20 protein-coding genes are annotated in these 22,251 nt (G+C 67.4%); 5 read left to right on the forward strand and 15 right to left on the reverse strand.

Annotation, left to right across the window (positions count from 1 at the left end; genetic code table 11):
* Nucleotides 1–106: 106 nt before the first annotated feature.
* Nucleotides 107–460 carry a hypothetical protein gene (locus AB6806_RS24045; RefSeq protein ID WP_142021004.1) on the forward strand — a complete coding sequence of 118 codons (354 nt, stop codon included), beginning with the start codon at nt 107–109 and terminating at the stop codon, nt 458–460.
* 13 nt (nt 461–473) lie between these two features.
* Here the strand turns inward: AB6806_RS24045 and AB6806_RS24050 are convergent, their stop codons facing one another.
* Together AB6806_RS24050 and AB6806_RS24055 are read right to left on the reverse strand one after the other, a co-directional pair.
* A complete protein-coding gene (locus tag AB6806_RS24050) occupies nt 474–2,777 on the reverse strand; it encodes a mechanosensitive ion channel family protein (RefSeq protein WP_142021005.1) in 2,304 nt (767 codons plus the stop codon).
* Nucleotides 2,778–2,860: 83 nt separating this feature from the next.
* Entirely contained in the window at nt 2,861–4,057 is a 1,197-nt protein-coding gene (locus tag AB6806_RS24055; protein WP_142021006.1) for an aminotransferase class I/II-fold pyridoxal phosphate-dependent enzyme, read from the reverse strand.
* A 207-nt stretch (nt 4,058–4,264) separates the two neighbouring features.
* On the opposite strand from AB6806_RS24055, the gene AB6806_RS24060 reads away from it, so the two are divergent.
* The 3 genes from AB6806_RS24060 to accC all read left to right on the forward strand — a co-directional run bounded on the left by AB6806_RS24060 (nt 4,265) and on the right by accC (nt 7,272).
* On the forward strand, nt 4,265–5,074 hold the full coding sequence (locus AB6806_RS24060; RefSeq protein WP_051988310.1) for a DsbA family protein: 810 nt from the start codon (nt 4,265–4,267) through the stop codon (nt 5,072–5,074).
* A 339-nt stretch (nt 5,075–5,413) separates the two neighbouring features.
* Nucleotides 5,414–5,881, forward strand: coding sequence for an acetyl-CoA carboxylase biotin carboxyl carrier protein (gene accB, locus AB6806_RS24065; protein WP_370955720.1), 468 nt, complete (start codon nt 5,414–5,416; stop codon nt 5,879–5,881).
* A gap of 29 nt (nt 5,882–5,910) precedes the next feature.
* Nucleotides 5,911–7,272, forward strand: a complete 1,362-nt coding sequence (gene accC, locus AB6806_RS24070) for an acetyl-CoA carboxylase biotin carboxylase subunit (RefSeq protein ID WP_038366029.1) — start codon at nt 5,911–5,913, stop codon at nt 7,270–7,272.
* Nucleotides 7,273–7,453: 181 nt separating this feature from the next.
* Here the strand turns inward: accC and AB6806_RS24075 are convergent, their stop codons facing one another.
* The 7 genes from AB6806_RS24075 to AB6806_RS24105 form a co-directional block, all read right to left on the reverse strand.
* Nucleotides 7,454–8,566: a M20 family metallopeptidase gene (locus tag AB6806_RS24075; protein ID WP_370955721.1), complete on the reverse strand. Its 1,113-nt coding sequence runs from the start codon at nt 8,564–8,566 to the stop codon at nt 7,454–7,456.
* Between the two features lie 180 nt (nt 8,567–8,746).
* Nucleotides 8,747–9,460 (reverse strand): ribonuclease activity regulator RraA, encoded by a 714-nt coding sequence (locus AB6806_RS24080; protein WP_113252273.1) that lies wholly within the window; start codon nt 9,458–9,460, stop codon nt 8,747–8,749.
* Between the two features lie 15 nt (nt 9,461–9,475).
* Entirely contained in the window at nt 9,476–11,206 is a 1,731-nt protein-coding gene (araD, locus tag AB6806_RS24085) for an L-arabinonate dehydratase (protein ID WP_113252272.1), read from the reverse strand.
* A 52-nt stretch (nt 11,207–11,258) separates the two neighbouring features.
* Nucleotides 11,259–12,476 carry a lactonase family protein gene (locus AB6806_RS24090; protein ID WP_370955722.1) on the reverse strand — a complete coding sequence of 406 codons (1,218 nt, stop codon included), beginning with the start codon at nt 12,474–12,476 and terminating at the stop codon, nt 11,259–11,261.
* A gap of 125 nt (nt 12,477–12,601) precedes the next feature.
* Entirely contained in the window at nt 12,602–13,435 is an 834-nt protein-coding gene (locus AB6806_RS24095) for an ABC transporter permease (RefSeq protein ID WP_113252270.1), read from the reverse strand.
* 55 nt (nt 13,436–13,490) lie between these two features.
* Complete coding sequence (locus tag AB6806_RS24100) at nt 13,491–14,261, reverse strand: ABC transporter ATP-binding protein (protein ID WP_370955735.1); 771 nt, start codon at nt 14,259–14,261, stop codon at nt 13,491–13,493.
* A gap of 61 nt (nt 14,262–14,322) precedes the next feature.
* Entirely contained in the window at nt 14,323–15,333 is a 1,011-nt protein-coding gene (locus tag AB6806_RS24105; RefSeq protein WP_370955723.1) for an ABC transporter substrate-binding protein, read from the reverse strand.
* A 237-nt stretch (nt 15,334–15,570) separates the two neighbouring features.
* Here AB6806_RS24105 and AB6806_RS24110 point away from each other — a divergent pair, with 237 nt between their 5' ends.
* Nucleotides 15,571–16,272 carry a GntR family transcriptional regulator gene (locus tag AB6806_RS24110; RefSeq protein WP_142021013.1) on the forward strand — a complete coding sequence of 234 codons (702 nt, stop codon included), beginning with the start codon at nt 15,571–15,573 and terminating at the stop codon, nt 16,270–16,272.
* A 69-nt stretch (nt 16,273–16,341) separates the two neighbouring features.
* Here AB6806_RS24110 and AB6806_RS24115 read toward each other — a convergent pair whose 3' ends face one another.
* From AB6806_RS24115 to AB6806_RS24140, 6 genes are read right to left on the reverse strand one after another with little or no spacing between them, the layout of a single operon-like run.
* Complete coding sequence (locus AB6806_RS24115; protein WP_142021014.1) at nt 16,342–17,049, reverse strand: SDR family NAD(P)-dependent oxidoreductase; 708 nt, start codon at nt 17,047–17,049, stop codon at nt 16,342–16,344.
* Nucleotides 17,046–18,116, reverse strand: coding sequence for an ABC transporter substrate-binding protein (locus AB6806_RS24120; RefSeq protein WP_112762294.1), 1,071 nt, complete (start codon nt 18,114–18,116; stop codon nt 17,046–17,048). Before AB6806_RS24120 ends, AB6806_RS24115 begins: the two co-directional genes overlap by 4 nt.
* A gap of 36 nt (nt 18,117–18,152) precedes the next feature.
* Nucleotides 18,153–19,025, reverse strand: coding sequence for an ABC transporter permease (locus tag AB6806_RS24125; protein ID WP_370955724.1), 873 nt, complete (start codon nt 19,023–19,025; stop codon nt 18,153–18,155).
* On the reverse strand, nt 19,025–19,837 hold the full coding sequence (locus tag AB6806_RS24130) for an ABC transporter ATP-binding protein (RefSeq protein ID WP_081925537.1): 813 nt from the start codon (nt 19,835–19,837) through the stop codon (nt 19,025–19,027). Before AB6806_RS24130 ends, AB6806_RS24125 begins: the two co-directional genes overlap by 1 nt.
* Before the next feature lie 35 nt (nt 19,838–19,872).
* A complete protein-coding gene (locus AB6806_RS24135; protein ID WP_142021016.1) occupies nt 19,873–21,084 on the reverse strand; it encodes a sialidase family protein in 1,212 nt (403 codons plus the stop codon).
* Nucleotides 21,084–22,244: an iron-containing alcohol dehydrogenase gene (locus tag AB6806_RS24140; RefSeq protein ID WP_142021017.1), complete on the reverse strand. Its 1,161-nt coding sequence runs from the start codon at nt 22,242–22,244 to the stop codon at nt 21,084–21,086. The genes AB6806_RS24135 and AB6806_RS24140 overlap by 1 nt, the downstream gene beginning before the upstream one ends.
* Between the last annotated feature and the right edge of the window lie 7 nt (nt 22,245–22,251).

The following is a 22,251-nucleotide window of genomic DNA, read 5'->3' on the forward strand; positions in this document are numbered from 1 at the left end:
GCTGCTCCGCAGCGGGCCTTTTTCATGATCCGACCTCGCCAGCCATTGGCCGCAGCCGCGAAGCGGGGCATCATCGGCAGGCTCGCAAGCCATCCGAGGGGCAAGCATGCCGCCACCGCGCAGCACGGAGCATGTCGTCCTGAGCGTCCTGTCGGCGGCGGCCTTGGCCGCGCTCGCCATTCTCGCATGGCGCGCCGTCGGCTGGTTGGGCGTCGGCGTGCTCGGCCTGCTCGTCCTGTTCATCGCCGTCAGGGTCGAACTCGAAGGCAATCGCCCGATGGGCCCGCAGATGACGCCCGGCCTCTATGCCGACCAGTATCGCAGCGAGGCGGAGGCCGAGCCGGCTGCGCGTGCTGGCCGCCGCGCGGAACGCCTGTCGGTCATCGGCGCCGCCCGGCTCGCCCGCCTGTTCGGTGCCGTGCTCGCGGTGACGGGCTTCGGGCTGTTCCTGTTGCTCTGACGCTTGAGCGCCATCAGCCCGCCGCAGGCGCGAGCGGGGTCGGCGGCGGCACGGTCGAGATCGCCGCGGCCGCCCCGGCCTGCGTGCCCTGGTCGCCGCCGCGCACCGTGACCGCGTTCGAGGCGAAGGGGATCCTGGCCTCGTTCAGCACCCGGTAGACCCGCTTCAGCGCCTCGCGCTGCAACGCCGAGGCCTGGTTCGGCTTGGCCGTGAATTTCAGCCGGATCACGATGGCGCTGTCGGTGATGTCGGCGACGCCCTGCATCTTGAGCGGGGCGATGAAATGCGGACCGAATTCCGGATCCTCGAGCAAGGCGAGGCCGGTCTTCTTGATCGCCTTGCGCGCCTGCTCGATATCGGCCGAATGGTCGAGGCGGACATTGAACTTCACCGTCGCCCAGTCGCGGCTCGCATTGGTCAGCGACGAAATCTGGCCGAACGGCACGGTGTGGATCTGGCCACTCTGATGGCGCAACTGGATCGAACGCAGCGAGATCTTCTCCACCGTGCCCTTGAGCCGGCCGGTATCGACATATTCGCCGACGCGGAAGGCGTCCTCGATCATGAAGAACATGCCCGAGACGATGTCGCGCACGAGCGTCTGCGAACCGAAGGAAAAGGCGAGGCCGAGAATGCCGAAACCGGCAAGCAGCGGGCCGATATCGACGCCGAGGCGGGAGAGCACGACGAGGATGGTCAGGCCGATCACCGCGCCGAGAATGACGCCGCGCAGGACCGGCAGAACCGTGGCGAGACGGGTCGGAACGGCATCGTCATGGGCGGCCTCCTCATCGGCGGGACCGACGACGAGGCGCTTCGGCGCATAGGCATCGAAGAACGCGCGCAGGAAGACCAGCGCCACCCAGCCGGCGAAAGCGAAGACGACCACGCCGGCCGCCTGGCGGGAAAAGACCACGAACTGGTCCGAGCTCATCCCGAGCAGCAAGGCGGCCCAGAGCCGCGCCAGCACGAAGAGGCCGGCTGCCCAGATCACACCGACCGCGGCGGCCCGCAGCGCCGCGCCGCCGGCCTGAGACAGAGGCGTCGCCCCCTGCGTCGTCTGGCGATGCATGGCCCGGCAATGCATCAGGCTGGAGATGCCCACGACGAGAATCGGCAGGATCACGATGGCGGTCTGCGTCAGCGCACCGGCCTCGGCCCAGCGCCCGCCATTCGTCATCATCGCCGCCCCGGCCTCGACGAGCCAGAGCAGGATGCTCGCCGCCATGTAGAACCAGGCAGCCCCGGCCGCCACCATGCGCCGCACCACGCCCGGCGACGAGGCCCCGGACAGCACCAGCGCCGCGAGGTCATGGCGCATGTCGTAGAACCACCAGAGCTTGAACAGCGTCACCGCGAAACCGGTCAGCGCGATGAGACCGGCAGCCGGCAGGGGATCATGCGCGACGTGGTGCGTGAGCAGGATGCTGGTGACGATCACCGGCGTCGCGATCGCATAGAGGACCAACAGCCGGAAGTGATGGTCGGCCCGCGGCAGCGGCATGATGCGCCGCTCCGGCGCGCCGGGCGCCAGCAAGAAACGGCCGACGGCGATGTAGATCGCTCCGATGGCCGCGCCGTTGGTCGCCGTCGTCAGGCTGATCGAGGCGATGTCGCTCTCCGGCAGCCAGGCGTTGCGGGCGATCCGCACGACCAGCAGCGCCAGCAGGATCGTCAGCATGTCCTCGGCGAGGCCGTAGGCGGAGGCGATCAGGCGCGGCGTGAATTCCGGCCCGGCCGGCACGCGCTTGCGGGCGAACCAGCCCGCACAGGCGGCCCGCACCAGGAAGGCCACGGCCAGCGCGAGCGCCACGATCGACAGGATGCGCCAGCCGGCCGGCAAGCCGGTTTGCCCATTGGCATTGCGCTGCCAGGCAGCCTGCCAATCCGCCGGCAGCCCGGCAATGCTCGGTATCGCCCTGTTGCCATAGTCGATGCCGTCGACGACCCGGTCGAGCAGCGCGTCGATCTGGCCGGAGAGCATGTCGTCGCCGGTCGATGGCATTCCGACCGGCGCGGCCTTCGCGGGCGCGGCCGGCTTCGATGCCGATTTTGGCTTCTTGTCGGTCGCGTCGGGCGCAGGCGGCGGAGCCGTTCCGGCGAGCCTGATCTCGACCTGCCGGCCGCCGGCCGACAGCGCGTTCACCGTATTGGCGATCGTCTCGGGCGTCTCGTCGCCGCGCAATGTCAGGACGACCGGGGGCTGGGCCGGCGTCTGGGCGCGCGCGGCATGGCCGGCAACGAGCATGGCCAGACAGGCCAGGACCAGAGAAACGCCCCATCTCATGACAGCCGGGCCGGCCGCGCCACGATTCATGGCAGATCTCCGCTTCGCGCTCGCCACTGACAATGCTGAGCTTTGGCGGAGCCTGGCAAGGGGCTCGCGCTCAAAGCTCGTCGTCAGCGCGTCTTGAGCCAGGTTCCGAGGCGCGAAACGGCCTCCTCGCATTCAGTGAGAGAGCCCGCGAAGGAGAGCCTGACGGTGCGCGCCCCACGCCCCTCGTCGAAGTCGAGCCCGGGCGTGATCGCGACCCCTGCCCTTTCGAGAGCGTCGCGGCAGAAGCTCATGGAATCGTTCGAATATCGGCCGACGTCGAGATAGATGTAGAAGGCGCCGTCGACCGGCAGGAAATCCCCCAGTCCGATCTGCGGGAGGGCCTTCAGCAGGAAGGCGCGGTTCGCGGCGTAGCCGGCCTTGATGGCTTCACATTCTTCCGTCGCGTCGAAGGCAGCCTCGCCGGCGACCTGGCTGAGATAGGGCACCGAGATCGAGAAATTCTGCTGCAGCCGCTCGATCGTCCTGACGAGACGCGGCGGTACCACCAGCCAGCCGACTCGCCAGCCGGTCATGCAGTAATATTTGGAGAAGGAGTTGACGATGATCGCGTCGGGATCGGCTGCGAGCGCCGTGGTCGCCGGCGCCTCATAGGTCAGGCCGTGATAGATCTCGTCGGAAATGTACCAGAGCCCGAGCCGACGGCAGCAGGCGGCGACCTCCGCGATGGCCTCAGGCGTCATCACCACGCCGGTCGGGTTGGCGGGACTCATCGTCAGCACGCCGGCGAGCGGCTTTTCGCGATGGGCGCGCTCGATCAGCTCGGGTGTCAGCGCAAAACGGGTCTCCGGCCCGACCTCGATCGCGACCGGTTCCAGCCCGAGCGCGATCAGGATGTTGCGATAGGCCGGATAGCCCGGCGCCGTGATCGCGATCCGTGCGCCCGGCTGGAAGCAGGCGAGGAAGGCCAGGATGAAGCCGCCCGAGGAGCCCGTCGTCACCACGACCCGCTCCGCCGCCACGTCAACGCCATAAGCCTCGCGATAATGGCGGGCGATGCGAGCCCTCAGCGAATCCGTGCCCAGCGCCTGGGTGTACCCGATCCGGCCATCCTCCAGCGCATGCGAGACGGCGGTGCGGATCGAGCGTGGCGTCGGCGCCGAGGGCTGGCCGACTTCCATATGCACGACCGAGCCGCCCTTGCGCTCGATGGCCGCCGCCTGGTTCATCACGTCCATGACGATGAATGGCGCGACGCGCTGGGCTCGTTCCGCAAGGGCGGGCAGGCCGGAAGCTGGAAAGCTGGGTTGCGGCATCGTCATGTCCGTTTGCGGCGATCTGGCCGCGGGCGTAGCCGAGGCCGCCGCCGCCTGCAACCTGCGGCAAGGGAGCCGATCGGAGCATCCGGGTCAGGCTGGGCACTCTAAGCTGTGATTTGACGCCGGCACGCCGAGCAACCACAAGCACGGGCTGAAACGCTTCCGTGCCGGCGCCCATCCTGCGGGTGCCGCAAGCGAAAGGACGACGAGATGGCTTTCCCGACCCTCACCAGCCTGGCGCGCGCCTGCCTGCGCCCTGCCGGCCTCGCGCTCGGCCTCTGGCTCGCGACGGTCGCCGCGCCCGCCATGGCGCAGGGCCAGGCCCCGCTCACGCCCGAGCAGCGCAAGGCGATCGTCGATCTCATCCGCGAGACCATCGTCAAGAATCCGGAAATCATTCAGGACGCGCTCGTCGAGCTGGAGCGGCGCAACACCGTTGCGCAGGCCGAGGCCCAGCGCAACGCGGTCGCGGGAGAGAAGGCCAAACTTACCGACCCCGCCACCTCCATCGTCATCGGCAATCCGGAAGGCGACATCACGCTCGTCGAGTTCATGGATTACAATTGCAGCTTCTGCAAAAGGGCGATGCAGGACGTGACCGCCCTGTCCAAGGCCGACCCGAAGCTCAAGGTGGTGCTCAAGGACTTTCCGATCCTCGGCCCCGATTCGGTCGAGGCGAGCCGCGTGGCGATCGCGGTCAAGAACCAGCTTCAGGGGCCGAAATACTTCGATTTCCACAACAAGCTGATGGGCGTGAAGGGCCGCGTGAACGGCGCCAAGGCGCTCGAGATCGCCAAGGACTTCGGCGTCGATATCGATCGCGCCCGCAAGGACATGGACGCGGCCGCCACCAAGGCCTCGATCGAGGACACCGTCGCGCTGGGCGATCGTTTGGGCCTGACGGGCACGCCTGCCTTCGTGATCGGCGACGAGATCGTCTTTGGCGCCGTCGGCCAGGATGCCCTCAAGCAGAAGCTCGACTCGGTCCGTCGTTGCGGCAAGACCGACTGCGCCGGCTGATCCGCCGCCTGGATGACCGCCTTCCGTGGGCAGGCAAGGGAGCCTTGAGGCTTCCCCTGCCGGCCCGCAGCGTTTATGAGGACGGCGTCCGCCGCCTCGCGCGGTCCCTGGAATCCGCATCCTTCATGGTCGCCACGCCCACGCCGAAAGGCTCCTCCTTCGCTCTGTCGGCTCGATCCAGCAGCGGGACATCCCCTGCCATGTCCGGCCCGGCAGATCGAAAGGTCGGCGCGACCTCCGGGATGAAGCCTGCGGCTCTCGCCGCTTGAACCAAAACGAGCGGGATGGCGGCGCCGCCGCCGTCCCAACCGATTATCCGAGAAGACGGTGATATCCGCCATGGCGACCAAGAGCCCGATCGATCCAGACCTCGTCCGCGAGCTTGCCGAGCTATTGAACCAGACCGATCTCACCGAGATCGAGGTCGAGAAGGGCGATCTGCGCGTGCGCGTCGCCCGCAGCCTGGCGACCACGGTGCATGTACCGGCAGCTCCGTATCCAGTCGCTCCCGCTCCGGCCGCCCCTGCCCCGGCGGCGCCCGCCGCCGTCGAGGTCAAGCCCGGCGCGGGCCATCCCGGTGCCGTCACCTCCCCGATGGTGGGCACCGCCTATTGCCGCCCCTCGCCCGAGGCCAAGCCCTTCGTCGAGGTCGGCAGCATCGTGAAGCAGGGCGAGCGCATCCTGCTCGTCGAGGCGATGAAGACCTTCAACGACATCGTCGCGCCGCGCGCCGGCAAGGTCACCGCGATCCTGGTCGAGGAAGGCCAGCCGGTCGAATACGGTGAGCCGCTGCTGGTGATCGAGTGACGCCCAAGCGCAACGACGACGAGATCAAGATGTTCGACAAGATCCTGATCGCCAATCGCGGAGAGATCGCGCTGCGCGTGCTGCGCGCGGCGAAGGAGCTCGGCATCGCCACCGTCGCGGTGCATTCCACGGCCGACGCCAACGCCATGCATGTGCGCCTCGCCGACGAGAGCGTCTGCATCGGTCCGCCGCCGGCCCGCGAGAGCTATCTCAACATCCCGGCGCTGATCGCCGCCTGCGAGATCACCGGCGCCGACGCCGTCCATCCCGGCTACGGCTTCCTGTCCGAGAACGCCCGCTTCGCCGAGATCCTGGATCGTCACAACATCACCTTCATCGGCCCGAAGGCGGAGCATATCCGCAGCATGGGCGACAAGATCGAGGCCAAGCGCACGGCCAAGCGCCTCGGCATCCCCTGCGTGCCGGGCTCAGAGGGCGGCGTCTCCGACGATGCCGAGGCGCTGCGCATCATCCGCGAGATCGGCCTGCCCGTGATCATCAAGGCGGCGTCCGGCGGCGGCGGCAAGGGCATGAAGGTCGTGCGCAACGAGGACGAACTCTCCGTCCTGCTCTCGACCGCCCGCAGCGAGGCGAAGGCGAATTTCGGCGACGATGCCGTCTATATCGAGAAATATCTCGAGAAGCCGCGCCATATCGAGATCCAGGTGCTCGGCGACGGCCGCGGCCACGCCATCCATCTCGGCGAGCGCGACTGCTCGCTTCAGCGCCGGCACCAGAAGGTCTGGGAGGAAGGCCCCTCGCCCGCCCTCAACGCCGGCGAGCGCGACCGCATCGGCGAGATCTGCGCCAAGGCGATGCGCGAGCTCCAGTACCGCGGCGCCGGCACGATCGAATTCCTCTACGAGGACGGCGAGTTCTACTTCATCGAGATGAACACCCGCATCCAGGTCGAGCATCCCGTGACCGAGATGATCACCGGGATCGACCTCGTCAACGAGCAGATCCGGATCGCGGCCGGCGCACCGCTCTCGCTCAAGCAGTCGGACATCGTCCTCGAGGGCCATGCCATCGAATGCCGGGTCAATGCCGAGCACCCGGCAACCTTCCGCCCCTCGCCCGGCAAGCTCGCCTCGTTCCATACGCCGGGCGGTCTCGGCGTGCGCGTCGATTCGGCGGCTTACCAAGGCTATACGATCCCGCCGCATTACGATTCGCTGGTCGGCAAGCTCATCGTGCATGGCCGCAACCGCGACGAATGCCTCATGCGGCTGCGCCGCTCGCTCGACGAATTCGTCGTCGACGGCATCGATACGACGCTGCCCCTGTTCCGCACGCTGGTGCGCAACCCGGACATCCTCAACGGCGACTACAACATCCACTGGCTGGAGAAATTCCTCGCGGCCGGCGGCATGGGTGAGCCCGAGGCCTGAGAGTTCCGGTCACCGGAAACGGAAAAGCCCCTCGCGATGCGAGGGGCTTTTTGTTTTCCGGTGACTGCGACCTCGCTTCGCCGGTCATCCCGGGCGGAGCGAAGCACAGACCCGGGATCCATGCCGGAGCCGGGATGACACCGATGGTTCCTCAAAGGGCCTTTCGTCAGACGGGCAGACCTCAGATCGTCTCCAGCAGGCCCTTCATCAGCGCGCGGCGCGGCGCGATCGAGGAGATCAGCGCGTATTCCTGCAGCGTGTGAGCACCGTCGCCGTCGATGCCGAGGCCGTCGAGCGTCGGCACGCCGAGCGCGGCGGTGAAGTTGCCGTCGGAACCGCCGCCCGTCATCGGGCAATCCTGCAGGTCGAGCCCGATCCCGGCCGCGACGTCGCGCGCCGTCTCGAACAGCTCCGCAACGGCGGCGGATTTCTCGTAAGGCGGGCGGTTCATGCCGCCGGTGATGCGGATCGTCACCTCCGGATCGTGAGCCTTCAGGCCGAGGATGCGTTGCTCCATCATCGCCCCGTCGGCAAGCGTCGTGACGCGGCAGTCGACGCTGAACCAGGCATGCTGCGGAATGACGTTCGCCGCCGTGCCGCCGCCAATCAGCGCGACGCTGGTGGTGATGCCGCGCGCATAGTCGGTCATGGCCTCGATGGCGAGGATCTGGTGCGCCGCCTCGCGGATGGCGCTGCGCCCGTCGGCGTGGCGCGAGCCGGAATGGGCCGGCCGGCCCTCCAAGCGGACCTCGAAGCGGCCGACGCCCTTGCGCGCCGTCACGATCCTGCCGCCCTGCCGCGCTGGCTCCGTGACCAGCACAGCCGCCGATCCCCGGCCGATCTCCTCGATCAGCCCCCGGCTCGTCGGAGAGCCTATCTCCTCGTCCGGCGTGAACAGGAACATCATCGGCCGCTTCGCGGAACCGGCCCTCGCCACGTCCTTGAAGGCTTGCAGGGCGAGCCAGGCCCCGCCCTTCATGTCGTAGACACCCGGCCCGTAGAGCCTGTCGCCCTCGATGCGAACCGGCAGGTCCTTGCTGCTCGTCCCGACCGGATGCACCGTATCGAGATGCGACATCACCGCGACGGCCGGCTGGCCGTTGTCGAGCCCCGCCCGCAGCATCACCATGTCGCCGAGCCCGTCGCGGCCGGCGATCCGTTCGACCGCGATCGGCAGGCCAGCGACCTCCTTCGCGACCAGATCCATCATGCCGTTCACGCCGGCGGGATGACTGGTGGGACTCTCGAGCGCAACCCAGACGGAGAGCGCGGCGGCGGCATCGGCATGTGTCATGCCCGATCTATCGCCAAGAGGCCGGAACGGGACAAGTGAATTCGCAAGCGCGCCGCCGAGCCATGGGCGCATGACGGAACCCAGGCCCGGTTTCGACCCCTGCCCGCTCCCTGAGCTTGCTCAGGGGCAGGCCATTGACGGGCGCCGGAACTGAAGGTCCGGCCCCCCTCGACGCGGCGCTTATCGGCCCGTCTTCTGACGCCAGGCCGCGAAATCGATCTTCGACTGCTCGTCGGTCGGCGGATAGAGCCCGAGGATCGAGCGGCCCTCCAGCACCTTCTCCGTGACGAAATCCTCGAAGGCCGTCATCTCGATAGCCTCCTCCGCGATCTCGTCGGCGAGATGCGCCGGGATGACGACGACGCCCTCCCCGTCCCCGACGACGACGTCACCCGGAAAGACCGGCGCGTCGCCGCAGCCGATCGGCCCGTTGATCTCGATCGCCTGATGCGAGGTCAGGTTGGTCGGCGCCGAGGGGCGCTGGTGATAGGCGGGAATCGCGAGCTCCGCGATCTCCGGGCTATCGCGGAAGCCGCCATCGGTCACGATGCCGGCAACACCGCGCACCATCAATCGCGACACCAGGATCGAGCCGGCGGACGCGGCGCGCGCATTCTGGCGGCTGTCGACGACGAAGACGGCGCCGGGCGGGCATTCCTCGACCGCCTTGCGCTGCGGATGCGACCTGTCCTGGAAGACGCTGAGCTGGTTCAGGTCTTCCCGCGCCGGGATGTAGCGCAGGGTGAAGGCCGGCCCGACCATGTTCTCGCCCTTGAAGCCGAGCGGGTGCACGTTCTGGATGAACTGGTTGCGCAAGCCGCGCTTGAACAGCGCCGTACAAAGCGTCGCGGTGCTGACGCGCTTCAGCTTCTCGCGCGTTTCGGTGGAAAGCATGATCGTCGCTCCGGTCTAGAAAATAACGGGCTCGGGAACCGGCGCCCCGAAATCGGTGCGCAGGAAATCGAAGTCGCAGCCTTCGTCGGCCTGGCCGATATGGCGCGAGAACATCCAGCCATAGCCGCGCTCATAGCGCGCGGGCTCGGGCTTCAGCGCGGCCTTGCGCCGTGCCAGTTCCTCGTCGGAAACCTCCATCGAGATCGAGCGGTTGGGCACGTCGATGGTGATGATGTCCCCCGTCTTCACCAGCGCCAGCGGCCCGCCGACATAGGATTCCGGCGAGACATGCAGGATGCAGGCGCCGTAGGAGGTGCCGCTCATGCGCGCATCCGAGATGCGCACCATGTCGCGCACGCCCTGCTTCACCAGCTTCTTGGGGATCGGCAGCATGCCCCATTCCGGCATGCCGGGGCCGCCGAGCGGGCCGGCATTGCGCAGCACCAGAACGGTATCGGCTGTCACGTCGAGATCATCGCGGTCGATATTCGCCTTCAGCATCGGATAATCGTCGAAGACGAGCGCCGGCCCGGAATGCGTCAGCAGTTTCGGCGAGGCGGCGGAAGGCTTCATCACGCAGCCGCGCGGCGCGAGGTTGCCCTTGAGCAACGCGATCGCACCCTCGGCATAGATCGGGTTGTCGAGCGGGCGGATGACGTCGTCATTGTAGATCTCGGCCCCGACGAGGCTCTCGCGCCAACTCTTGCCGGAGGCGTTGATCTGGTCGAGGTCGAGGAAGGGCGTCAACCGCGTCAGCAGGCCGAGCAGCCCGCCAGCATAGTAGAAATCTTCCATCAGATATGTGTCGCCGCTCGGCCGGACATTGGCGATGACCGGCACTTTGCGGCTCGCCGCATCGAAATCCTCGAGCCCGATGGCGTGGCCGGCGCGGCGCGCCATGGCGACGACATGGATCACCGCATTGGTCGAGCAGCCCATCGCCATGGCCACGTTGATCACATTGCGGAAGGCAGCCTCGGTCTGGATCTTCTCCGGCGTCAGCCCCTCCCAGACCATGTCGACGATGCGCCGCCCGGTCGCGGTCGCCATGCGGATATGGTTGGCGTCGGCAGCGGGGATCGAGGAGGCGCCGGGCAGCGTCATGCCGAGCATGTCGGCCAGCGCCGTCATGGTCGAGGCCGTGCCCATGGTCATGCAGACGCCGTAGGAGCGCGCGATGCCGACCTCCATCTCCGACCAGTCCTTGTCGGAGATGTTGCCGGCCCGGCGTTCGTCCCAGTATTTGAAGGCGTCGGAGCCGGAGCCCAGCACCTTGCCGTGCCAGTTGCCGCGCAGCATCGGCCCCGCCGGCACGAAGATCGCGGGCACGCCCGCGCTGGTCGCGCCGAGCAAAAGCCCCGGCGTGGTCTTGTCGCAGCCGCCCATCAGCACCGCCCCGTCGACGGGATGCGAGCGGATCAACTCCTCGGTCTCCATCGCCAGGAAGTTGCGATAGAGCATGGTCGTCGGCTTCACCTTGCTCTCGGAGAGCGAGATCGCCGGCAATTCGACCGGGAAGCCGCCGGCCTGCAGGATGCCGCGCTTCACATCCTCGGCGCGCTGCCTGAAATGCGCATGGCACTGGTTGAGGTCGGACCAGGTGTTGATGATCGCGATCACCGGCTTGCCGCGATACTCCTCCGGCGCGTAGCCCATCTGGCTCATCCGCGAGCGATGGCCGAAGGAGCGGAAATCGTCCGGCTCGAAATAGCGCGCGCTGCGCAGGTTTTCCGGTGTCTTCGTCATTGTCAGCTTTCGCTTCCGCAGTGTCGCCAGGGTGCCGCCGATCTTCGCCCGATCAGGTCAGCGGCGTAAATCCACACCAGAACATCGGCCCCTTCGCCGTGTCCACCGCCCGCTCTGCGGTAAAGCTCAGCTTGCCGTCGGCTCCGATCGCGAAGGCGGTGAGCTTGGCCGGGACGGTCGAGACGGTGCCGCCCGAGGCGACGTCCATCGGAGCGACGCTGGCGGCGAGGAGTGTCTTGCCCGAGGGATCGATGGCGAAGGTACGGACATGGTAGCTGCGCGTGTCGACGGCCTGGATCAGGGTGGGCTCACCCGTCTTCGGGTCGATCGCGAACACGGCGATGCTGTTCTCGCCGCCGACGAAGACCTTCCTGCCATCCAGCTCGGTCTTGCCGTCGGCACGGTTGGAAACGTAGACGAAGCGGCCGTCGCGCGAAACATGGATCGCGCCGACCACCTGTCCCGGGCGGACCTTGCCGGGCTCGGCCAGCGTGGTCTTCACGAAGGCGGGCGCGGGGCCGATGCGATCTTCGGCTCCGAGCGTGAACATCTGGAGTTGGTTTTCCCGCTCCATCGTCACATAGAACCAGGGCCTGGTCGGGTGAAAATCGGCATGACGCGGGCCGAACCCGTAGCCGCTGCCCGGCGCAACCGACTGCTTCTCGGCGAGCTTGCCCTGGTTGAAGGAGAAGAGCTTCAGCGCGCCGGGATCTTCCGGCTTGCCGCCAGCCGGATCGTTGCCGCGCGTCACCAGAAGAACGGTGCGATTGGACGGCAGCATCCGCACCTGATGCGCATAGATGCCGGCATCGAGCTTGCCGTCCTGCTTGATCGCTTCGCCGACGCTGCCGTCGGCCGCGATCGGGTGGACGGTCAGCGAGGCCGGGTCGTTATAGGCGACCAGGAGGAAGCGTCCGTCACGATCGGTCGAGATGTTGATCGGCCGCGACGTCAACAGCCGTGGGGCTCCGATCAGGCTCAGCTTGCCCGAGCCCGGTGCCATGGCGAAGGCGCTGAGGTGGTGAAGATCGGCCGGCTTTGCCGCGAAGCGATCGCTCGACGCGACATAGGCGATCGGCTTGCCCGGATGCTGCCAGACATATTGGATCGGTGCCGGAACACTTACCATGCTGCCGGGCACGGGGCTGATCGTCGTCCCGTCGACCGCATATTGCGTCAGCTCCGGGCCGACTGCGACATAAGCGGTCGAGACGTTGGCGGCCGTGGTCGTGCCGGTCTCGGCCGTGCGGGTCTTGGCGGATTGCGCCATCGCTTCGGTTCCTCCGGACCAGGGTGACGCAGCGATGCCCGCCAGGGTCATCGCCCCGAACTGCCTTCTGCTCCACTTTGCCATGTCAATCCCCTCGCGCCATCGTGGTCGATCTGCCGGCCGGATTAATGCTGGAGGCCCCATTTCAGGACGGTCCGGGCCTCGATGGTCCGGAAGATCAGGTTCTCGACGATGAGCCCGATCAGGATGACCGTCAGCAGGCCGGCGAAGACCGCCGGGATTTCGAGCAGGTTGCGGTTCTCGAAGATGAACCAGCCGAGACCGCCCTGCCCCGACGAGACGCCGAAGACAAGCTCGGCCGCGACCAGCGTGCGCCAGGCGAAGGCCCAGCCGATCTTGAGACCGGTCAGGATCGAGGGAAAGGCGGCCGGGATCAGGATCTTGCGGATGTAGCGGAAGCCACGGAGATCGTAGTTCCGCCCGACCATGCGCAGCGTCTCCGACACCGCGCGGAAGCCGGAATGCGTGTTGAGCGCCACCGGCCACAGCACCGAATGGATCAGGATGAAGACGAGGCTGCCATTGCCGAGCCCGAACCAGATCAGGGCCAGCGGCAGGAGCGCGATCGCCGGCAGCGGGCTCAGCATCGCCGTCACCGTCTCGAGGAAATCGGAGCCGATGCGCGTGTTGATCGCCACGATCGTCAGCACGCCGGCAAAGGCGACGCCGACGACATAGCCCATCAGCAAAACCTTGAGAGAGGCCCAGGCGCGGGCCGGCAGCACGCCGCTGGCGATGTTCTCGGAGAGCGAGCGCAGCGTCTCGGTCAGGCTCGGGAACAGCAGGGGATTATCGAGATAGGCGCCATAGGCCTGCCAGATCGCGGCGAGGACGAGGATGATCGCCGTCTTGCGGACGGCACCGACATCCCAGAGCGCCTCGATGAGGCCGACCTTGCGCTCCACCTCGGCGCTGGCCGGGCCGGACGAGGGACGCATCTCGATGCGGGCGGTCGAAGACGATGTTACTGGGGGCATGGCCATCGTCCCGGTTCTAATGCGCCGCCGCGCCGTCATCGGCGAAGAGCAGGTCGTGGATCTCGCGCTCCAGCCGGCCGGCGCTGCCGTCGGCGACGGACGTTGTATCGACGTCCACCACCTCGGCCTTGACGCGGCCGGGATGCGGCGAGAGCAGCAGGATGCGATTGCCGATCCTGATCGCCTCGGCGATGGAATGCGTGACGAACATCACCGTGAAGCGCGTATCCTCCCAGAGCTGGATCAGCTCGTCCTGACAGGTGCGGCGCGTCAGCGCGTCGAGCGCGGCGAAAGGCTCGTCCATCAGCAGGATGTCGGGCTCCATCGCCATGCCGCGCGCGATCGCGACGCGCTGCTTCATGCCGCCCGAGAGCGTATGCGGATAGGAATCGAGCGCCCGCGTCAGGTTGACCTTCTCGATATAGAGCTTGGCCTTCTCGGCCGCCTCCTTGCGCGACAGGCCGCGCGCCTCCACCAGCGGGAACATCACGTTCTCCAGAACGGTCTTCCAGGGCAGGAGCTGGTCGAATTCCTGGAAGACCATCATGCGATCGGGCCCGGGCGCCGTCACGGTGCGGCCCTTGATCGTCATGCTGCCTTCGCTCGGCTTCAGATAGCCGCCGACCGCCTTGAGCAGGGTCGACTTGCCGCAGCCCGACGGCCCCAGCAGCACGAAGCGGTCGGAGGTGTTGACCTGAAAGGAGACGCGCTCCGTCGCCGTGATCACCCGTCCCGGCAGCTTGTAGCGCAAGGTGACCGAGGACACGTCGAGCAAGGGCTCGGCCACGGCCGCAACCTGCGACGTCGGCACGTCCGTGACCGGCACGGGCGGGCGCGGCGAGGCCAACTCAGCTCCCTGAGAGGTCATGCGCCACCGGCAGATAATAGTCCTTCCACGAGGCCGGAGTCGTCTTGACACCGCCGGTGCGGACGAGGTGCTCGGCGAACTTCATCGTGCCTTGCGGATAGATGTTCCACTCCATCATGCCGGGCTGCTTCAGCATCGTCAGGATCTGGTCGGAGGGGGTCTTGTCGCCCGTGACCTCGCGATAGATCTCGACCGCCTCGGGCGTGTTGGACTCGATGAAGCCCTTCGCCTCCTCGGCCGCATTGCGCAGCGCCTGGACGATCTTCGGATTGGCCTCCGCGAAGCCCGTCGTCGTCATGAACTGGCCCTGGCTCAGCGGCGAGCCCATGATGTCGGCTGAACTCGCGACGACCCGCACCTCCGGAATCTGCTGCTGTTCGTAGAACTGGAAGGGCGGCGCCGCGAAATGGCTCTTCACCTCGTGGCTCGGGTTCTTCATCGCGATCAGCGCATCGGGATGGCCGAGTTGCACCGTCATCGCGTCGAAATGGTTCCACTTGTCGGGACCGAACAGGTCGGAGGCCGCGATCTGGAGCAGGATCGCCTGCGTTGAGACGCGGATGGTCGGCACCGCGATCTTGTCGCCTTCCTTGTAGTCCTTGAGCGTCTTGATCCGCGGGTCGCGCGTCAGCAGCAGCGCGGGCTGAGCGGAACTGGCGCAGATCCCCTTCACCCGGCCGCGCGACTTGTCCCAGAGCACCAGCAGCGGCCCGGTCCCGGTGTTGATGAGGTCGACGCTGCCGGAGAGCAACGCGTCCTGCTGCGCCCCGCCATTCGAGAAGTTCACCCATTTCGTGGTGACGCCGGCCACGCCAAGCTTCTCGGCATGCTTCTCGATCAGCTTCTGCTTCTCGATGACATGGGTCGGCATGTAGAGGATGCCGGGCTGGCGGCTCAGCGAGATCTCGGTCTTCGCCTGCGCCCTTGCGTCGGAATGAACGCCGATTGCCGCCGCCGCACCGAGCGCGAGCGTCTGCCTGCGTGTGAGCATGAGTCCCTCCCTGATGATTCTTGTTCGCGTCCTTGGCCGATGGCCATGCGCCTTGATTGGCATCAGTCAAACCACTAATGCATTAGTGCGTCAACCCTTCGGCCATGCTAAAATCCGAACGGCACGACGGCGTTCCAGCCCGTGGGCATCGGCGCTTGCTAAAATGCGAAACACGGCAAGGAGCTGTCACGCCGCGCCGAATGCGGTATTCGGTCCGGTGCGGTAGAGGCGAACAGGATGAGCGACCTTCTCGAAAGATTTGCGGCAGCGCCCAAGCCGGCAACCAAGGGCGGTGCCGGCATCGTCTTCGACCTGTTGCGCGAGGAGATCATCTCGCTGGCGCTGGCGCCGGGCACGATGCTGTCGCGGCAGGAATTGCAGGAGCGCTTCGGCTTCTCCTCGACGCCGATCCGCGACGCGCTGATGAAGCTGCAGGAAGAGCGGCTGGTCGATGTCTTCCCCCAGCACGCCACCGTCGTCAGCGCGATCGACCTCGATCTCGCCCGGCAAGGCCAGTTCCTGCGCCGCTCGGTGGAGCTCGAGCTGGTGCGGGCGCTTGCGCTCGCGCCGCAGCCGACGGTGCTGGCGAGGATGCGAAGCCTCGTCCGGCAGCAGACGGCCTTTGCCGATCTCGGCGAGCATGAGGCCTTCGCCGCCGCCGACCACGCCTTCCATCGCTGCTTGTACGATGCGGCGCATATGGCGGTTCTCTGGGAGCTTGTCCGGCGCCAGAGCGGCCATATCGACCGGCTGCGGCGTCTGCATCTGCCCAAGGAAGGCAAGATGCGCGAGATCCTGGCGGCGCACACCGCCATCCTCGATGCGGTCGAGGCGGAAGATCCGGCCGCGGCCCAGGACGCGCTGCGCGATCACCTCTCCCGCTCACTCGACTTCGTGCCCTCGCTGCGAGAGCTGCACCCGACCTATTTCAGGAACTGACGCGTCGAAAGTGCCGGGAAGCAGAACGATGCCCGGTTGAATCGGAGTCTCGGCCTCAGAACGCCACCTTCAGAGCGAAGCACCGCCGCAGACGACGATCTGCTGCCCGGTGATGCTCGCGGCCCCTTTCGAGAGCAGGAAAGCGGCAGTCGCGGCGACCTCCTCCGGCTTCACCAGCCGGCCCATCGGCGGCATCTTGGGTGCGACGGAGGCCCGGTTCGGGTCCCTCAGCATCGGCGTATCGGTCGCGCCCGGCGCCACCACGTTCACCGTGATCCGACGCGGCGCGAGCTCGATCGCGAAGGAGCGGGCCATGCCGACGAGCGCAGCCTTCGTCGCGGCATATTGCGCGCGTCCGGCCGAGCCCGCCGCCGTGCGGCTGCCAATGAAGACGATGCGCGCGCCCTCCGGCAGCGATGCGGCCAGCGCCTCGACGATCTGCTCGGCCGCGTCCACATGCAGCCGCCACATCGCCTGACCATTCGCGGGGTCGAGGGAGCCGAGCACGCCGACGCGCAGGATGCCGGCGGCGTGGACGATGGCGTCGACGCCGGCCAGACCCGCAAGCGCCCCGCCCAGCGCCGCCCGGTCGGCGATGTCGACCGGCACATGGGCGAGCCGCTCATGCGCGAAGGGCGGAGCGCTGCGGCTGAAGCCGGTCACGGCCCAGCCCTCGTCGAGCAGTTGCTGCGCGATCGCTGCGCCGATGCCCGAGCTGACGCCGGTGACGAGCGCATGTTTCAGGCGCCCGTCGGTTTCGGAGAAGGCCTCGCTCATCCGGTATAGGCGCGCGCCTGCGCCCGGATCTTCTCGGCATCGAAATTGTTGATCTCGCCGATCAGATCATTGGTGTAGATCTTGGAGAAGTCCTTGATGTCCCAGTCGTTCATCTTGGCTTCCGTCACGAATTCGTCGACCCGGATCGAGCCCATCTTGGCGCCCTGATAGGGCGGCTCGTAGAGCTTGATGCGCCGGCTGATCGCCTCCAGCACCGACTTCACCGCCTGCTCCTCGGTAGAGCCGCGCGGGGCGGTTTCCGGATAGAGCTTGAGGAAGGCCTTGGCGCCGGCCGTCGGGTTTTCGAGGATGAACTGCGAAGCCTTGGCCGTCGAGCGGCCGAAACCGACGAAGGTGGCGCGCTCGGCCTGGATGCGCGGCCGCAGACCCATCAGGAACTGGCCGCCGATCATCGGCAGATTGTCGGGTCGCTTCACCAATTCGAGCGGGATGCCCGCGCCATCGATGATGCCGAAGCCCGTATCGTAATAGGCGAGTGCATCGATCGCGCCGCGCTGGAGTGCGACGCCGGCCGGCACGCCGGCGCCGACCGCCGTCCACTTCACGTCCTTGTCGGGGTCGATGCCGAGCGACTTCAGCACGTTGCGGGTGACGGGATATTCGGTGCCGCCGAAATCGGAGACGCCGATATTCTTGCCCTTCAGGTCGGCATAGGCCTTCACCGCCGAGCCCGGCTTCACCGCCACGTCCCATTTATAGGGATAGGTGTACTGGTAGAACCATTGCGACTGGCCCCATTCGCCCCGGGCGAGGATGGGCAGGGCGTAGGAGGGCACGCCGATACCGACATCGACATCGCCCTTGTCGGTCGCGACCTGGACGTTGGCGTTGCCGCCGAGCGCCAGCCCCTGCACCTTGAAGCCTTCCTCGGCATTGTAGCCCAGCGCCTCGCCGACCAGCAGGTTGATGACGCTGGCGTTGATCGATTTGAGGCCGACACCGACCTTCACCGTCTTGGCCGGCTGCGCGAAAGCGGAGCGCGGGCCAAGCGCCAGCGCGGTTGCGAAGACGCTGCTGGCCTGGAGCCATTGTCTGCGGGTGATCATGACGTTCTCCCTTGCTTGCTTATGGTTGTGGTCGTTTCACTTGCGGCCGCGATCGCCCCAATGGACGATGCGTGCCTCCAGCCCGCGGACGATGCCGTGGAGCAGGATTCCCATCGCACCCAGGATGACGAGCGCGGCGAAGACGCCGGCGACGTCGGTCACCGCCTGGGCCTGCGTGATGACGACGCCCATGCCCTGCTGGGCGCCGAGGAACTCGGCGACGATGGTGCCGAGCAGCGCGTAGACCACCGCCATGTCGAGCCCGGCGAAGATATAGGGCGCGGCGTTGGGCAGCTTGACGATGCGATAGGTCTCGAAGCGCGAGGCCGAGAGCGAGCGCATCAGGTCGATGCGCTCCGGCTCGACGGCGCGCAGGCCGGTGAAGCTGTTGATCAGCATCGGGAAGAAAGCGAGCAGTGCCGAGATCGCGATCTTCGAGCCGTCGCCGAAGCCGAACCAGATCACGACCAGCGGCGCGATCGCCACCTTCGGCAGCGATTGCAGCGCGAAGGCATAGGGCATCACCAGCTTCTCGATCAGCCGGCTCTCGGCCATCAGCGAGCCGAGCGTGAGGCCGAGGCCCGAGCCGATGGCAAGTCCGATCGCGGCGTTCTTCAGCGTGCCCCAGAGCGGCAGGTAATAGCCGAGCGGGCTCGACGGGCTGACCGCGAGGCCCGACCAGAGCGCCTTCCACACCGCGAGCGGCGTCGGCAGGATGTAGGACGGAACGTCGAGATACTTCACCGCCGCCGCCCAGCCGGCGAAGAGGATGACGAGGCCGACGAGCGTGATCGCGGTGCCGTTGACGCCCTTCTTCCGCTGGCGCTTGCCGGCGGTGGCCTTGGGCCGGGGCGCGGCGTTCTCGATCGCGGCGGAATCGGCGATGATGGTGGTCTGTGCCTGGCTCATCATTCGTCTCCCTGGGCGTTGAGCAGGCCCCGGATTTCCTTGGCGAGCGCCGGATAGGCCGGGTGGCTGATGATGCTGTCATTGGAGCGCGGGCGCGGGATCGGCACCTCGAGTTCGCGGATGACGCGGCCGGGGCGCGCCGACATCACCACGACGCGGTCAGCGAGGAAGATCGCTTCCGAGATCGAATGCGTGATCAGCATCACGGTCTTGCGGCTCGCCTGCCAGATGCGCTGCAGTTCGAGGTTCATCCGCTCGCGGGTCAGCGCGTCGAGCGCGCCGAAGGGCTCGTCCATCAGCAGGACGCGGGGGCTGCGCACGAGCGCCCGGCAGATGCCGGCGCGCTGCTGCATGCCTCCCGAAAGCTCATAGGGGTAGCGGTGCCCGAAATCCTTGAGGCCGGTGACATCGAGCAGCCGGTCGACATCCTCCGCCTGCCCCACCTGCTTGCCGCCGACCCGCAAGGGCAGCGCGACATTCTCGCGCACGGTGAGCCAGGGCAGCAGGTTCGCCGCCTGGAAGACGACGCCGACATCGCGCGACGGGCCCGTGATGGCCTTCCCGTCAAGCGCGGCCTCGCCGCTGTCGTAATCGTCGAGCCCGGCGAGGATGCGCAGCAAGGTCGACTTGCCGCAGCCCGAAGGGCCGACGACGCAGACAAACTCGCCGTCCTTGATGCTGAGATCGATGTTCGACAGCGCGTGGACCGAGCCGTCGGCATAGGTCTTTTCGAGCCCGCTGATCCGGATGAGGTCGCGCGGCATCTGGGCCTTTGCCTCCGAGATGGGGTGGACTTGAGCGAGGGCGGCCATGGGCGTCTCCCTGTTCGTGTTTCTTCTGATGTCGCTCAGCCGCGTTCCGCCCAGGCGGGCGTGACACGGACATGCTTGATGGCGCGGCGCCAATAGGTGAAGGCGATCTGGAGCTCGCCGTCAGACGTCTGCGTGATCGAGGGATAGGAGAATTCGCGGTTCAGCCCGTCCTTCGAGTTGTTGGTCATGCAGTAGCCGTCGCCCTCTTCCAGATTGCGCTGCACCGGCCAGGTCCGGCCGCCATCGGCGGAGATCGCGAGTGTCATCGGCGCGCGCGGCGCGCCCCAGAAGGCGGTGCGCCCGGAGGCCGAGAGTGCGGGCGACTCGGCGGCCGCGACGACCGGCTCGCTCTCATCCTCGATGTCGTCATAGAGGCCGGTGCGCCGATCGGTGGCGTCGAGCCGGCTCGCCTTGTTGAAGACCAGCGCGATGCGCCCGTCGGCCAGCACCGTCGCCTGCACGGAGGAGTTGTTGTTGGGCAGTTCGGTCGGCTCCGGGGCGGACCAGTCGCGACCGTCGGCCGAACGGCTGATATAGACATGGTCGGCCCAGCGGCTGCGGTAGAGCGCGACGAGCCCCTCCTTCGTCTTCAGCACGTTCATATGCACGCAGCCGAGCGAGCCCGGTACGACATGTTCGCTCCAGCTCTTGCCTTCGTCGGTCGAGACCCGCACGGCGCTGACGTCGCGATCGCCGACCCATTTCCGACCGGGCACGCTGACGCAATGGAAGACCGGGATCACCCAGGCGCCGTCGTCCAGCATGACTGGCGGCTGGCGCACGAACAGCCCATGGCCCTCAGGCGCCTCGAACAGCGTCTCGATCGGCCCCCACGTCACGCCATGATCGCGCGACACGCGCTTGCGGACCAACGAAGTGTCCTGATTGCCCGAGATCTGCGCGGTCCAGATCAGCCAGAGCTCGCCCTTCGGCGTGGTAAACAGGACGGGGTTCTGCTCGGAGCGGCCAGGATCATCGGAGAGCTTCTCCGGCGCGCTCCAGCGCGAGCTCCCCTTCGTCAGCCGCGAGAAATACACCGAGATGTCCGGAATGCCCTCCTGCGTGCCACCGAACCAGACGCAGGCGAGATCGCCATTGCCGAGCACGGCGAGATTGGCAGCATGGTTCTGTACGCAAGGGCTCGGCAGATAAGCCTCGACGCGCGCGGCATCGCCCTCACGCGGATGCAAGGCTCCGCTGCGCTCGGCGAGGCCGGCGGGCTCGATGACGGTCGAATGAGCGCCCATCAATAGGCCTCCTCATAGATGGCGAGGATCTCCTCGCGGCTGATGTCGCGGGGGTTGTTGTCGAGCAGGCGGCGGATGGCGTGGGCCTCGCTCGCCATGGCCGGCAGGTCGTCGCGCGGCACCTTCAGCGCGGAGAGCGTCATCTCGCAGCCGAGATCGGCGCAGTAGCGATGCGCAGCCGCAAAGACGTCCTCCTCGCGTGCGCCTCCCTTCAGGCCGAGCGCAGCGAGGATCGCCGCCGTCTTCTCCGGCACGGCCGGGGTGTTGAAGGCGAGCGTGTGCGGGAAGATCAGCGCATTGGCCGCGCCATGGGCGATATGGTGGCGCGTGCCGAGCGGATAGGCGACCGCATGGCCGGCGGCCGTGTTGACCGGACCGAGGCAGAAGCCGCCATAGAGCGAGGCGAGCGAGAGCCCTGCCCGCGCCTCGACATCCGAGCCGTCCGCGATGGCCCGCGCCAGGAAGCGGCCGACGAGCGCCACGCCCTCCAGCGCGTACATGTCGATCAGCGGGTGGGCCTTCTTGCTGGTGAAGGCCTCGACGCAATGGGCCATCGCGTCGACGCCGGTCGCCGCGGTCACCGCCGGCGGCAGGGTCAGCGTCAACACCGGGTCGATGATGGCGATGTCGGCGAGCATATGCAGGCTCTGCACCGCGAGCTTGTTCTGCGTCGCCGGATCGGTGACGAGCGCGCGCGTCCCGGCTTCCGAGCCGGTGCCGGAGGTCGTCGGCACCTGCATCAACGCCGCGCCCTTCCGCGCGACCTTCTCCGGGCCGACGACGTCATGAAGCGCCTGGCCGGAGCCCGGCAGCACCGCGATGAGCTTTGCGAGGTCCATCGCGCTGCCGCCGCCGAAGCCGATGACGAGATCGGGCTTCACCTGACCGGCCAGCGCCAGGGCGGCTTCGAGGTTGGGCACATCGGGCTCGGGACGGACATCTCCGAAGATCGCGACCTCGCCCTGCAGCTCCAGCACGCCGACGCGATTCGCGTTGAAGGCGTCGGCGACGACGAGAATGCGCGTGAAGCCCTGCGCGGCGGCCCAGCGGCCGGCCAGCGGCGCGGTCCCGGCGCCGAATTCGATGATGTGCGGGCGCTGGATCGTGATCGGCGTCGCCAGGCTTGTGGTCGCCAGCGGCTTGGGGCTGTGGATGTTCATGGGAGCC

It is taken from the genome of Allobosea sp. RCC_152_1 (assembly GCF_041360765.1).
GTDB lineage: Bacteria > Pseudomonadota > Alphaproteobacteria > Rhizobiales > Beijerinckiaceae > Allobosea > Allobosea spartocytisi.

Coding starts and splice junctions, on each gene's coding strand:
- AB6806_RS24140 (WP_142021017.1), bottom strand. CDS start 22,244: ATGAACATCCACAGCCCCAAGCCGCTGGCGACCACAAGCCTGGCGACG.
- AB6806_RS24080 (WP_113252273.1), bottom strand. CDS start 9,460: ATGCTTTCCACCGAAACGCGCGAGAAGCTGAAGCGCGTCAGCACCGCG.
- AB6806_RS24105 (WP_370955723.1), bottom strand. CDS start 15,333: ATGCTCACACGCAGGCAGACGCTCGCGCTCGGTGCGGCGGCGGCAATC.
- accC (WP_038366029.1), top strand. CDS start 5,911: ATGTTCGACAAGATCCTGATCGCCAATCGCGGAGAGATCGCGCTGCGC.
- AB6806_RS24120 (WP_112762294.1), bottom strand. CDS start 18,116: ATGATCACCCGCAGACAATGGCTCCAGGCCAGCAGCGTCTTCGCAACC.
- araD (WP_113252272.1), bottom strand. CDS start 11,206: ATGACGAAGACACCGGAAAACCTGCGCAGCGCGCGCTATTTCGAGCCG.
- AB6806_RS24045 (WP_142021004.1), top strand. CDS start 107: ATGCCGCCACCGCGCAGCACGGAGCATGTCGTCCTGAGCGTCCTGTCG.
- AB6806_RS24050 (WP_142021005.1), bottom strand. CDS start 2,777: ATGAATCGTGGCGCGGCCGGCCCGGCTGTCATGAGATGGGGCGTTTCT.
- AB6806_RS24075 (WP_370955721.1), bottom strand. CDS start 8,566: ATGACACATGCCGATGCCGCCGCCGCGCTCTCCGTCTGGGTTGCGCTC.
- AB6806_RS24090 (WP_370955722.1), bottom strand. CDS start 12,476: ATGGCGCAATCCGCCAAGACCCGCACGGCCGAGACCGGCACGACCACG.
- AB6806_RS24095 (WP_113252270.1), bottom strand. CDS start 13,435: ATGCGTCCCTCGTCCGGCCCGGCCAGCGCCGAGGTGGAGCGCAAGGTC.
- accB (WP_370955720.1), top strand. CDS start 5,414: ATGGCGACCAAGAGCCCGATCGATCCAGACCTCGTCCGCGAGCTTGCC.
- AB6806_RS24115 (WP_142021014.1), bottom strand. CDS start 17,049: ATGAGCGAGGCCTTCTCCGAAACCGACGGGCGCCTGAAACATGCGCTC.
- AB6806_RS24055 (WP_142021006.1), bottom strand. CDS start 4,057: ATGACGATGCCGCAACCCAGCTTTCCAGCTTCCGGCCTGCCCGCCCTT.
- AB6806_RS24130 (WP_081925537.1), bottom strand. CDS start 19,837: ATGGCCGCCCTCGCTCAAGTCCACCCCATCTCGGAGGCAAAGGCCCAG.
- AB6806_RS24060 (WP_051988310.1), top strand. CDS start 4,265: ATGGCTTTCCCGACCCTCACCAGCCTGGCGCGCGCCTGCCTGCGCCCT.
- AB6806_RS24135 (WP_142021016.1), bottom strand. CDS start 21,084: ATGGGCGCTCATTCGACCGTCATCGAGCCCGCCGGCCTCGCCGAGCGC.
- AB6806_RS24110 (WP_142021013.1), top strand. CDS start 15,571: ATGAGCGACCTTCTCGAAAGATTTGCGGCAGCGCCCAAGCCGGCAACC.
- AB6806_RS24125 (WP_370955724.1), bottom strand. CDS start 19,025: ATGAGCCAGGCACAGACCACCATCATCGCCGATTCCGCCGCGATCGAG.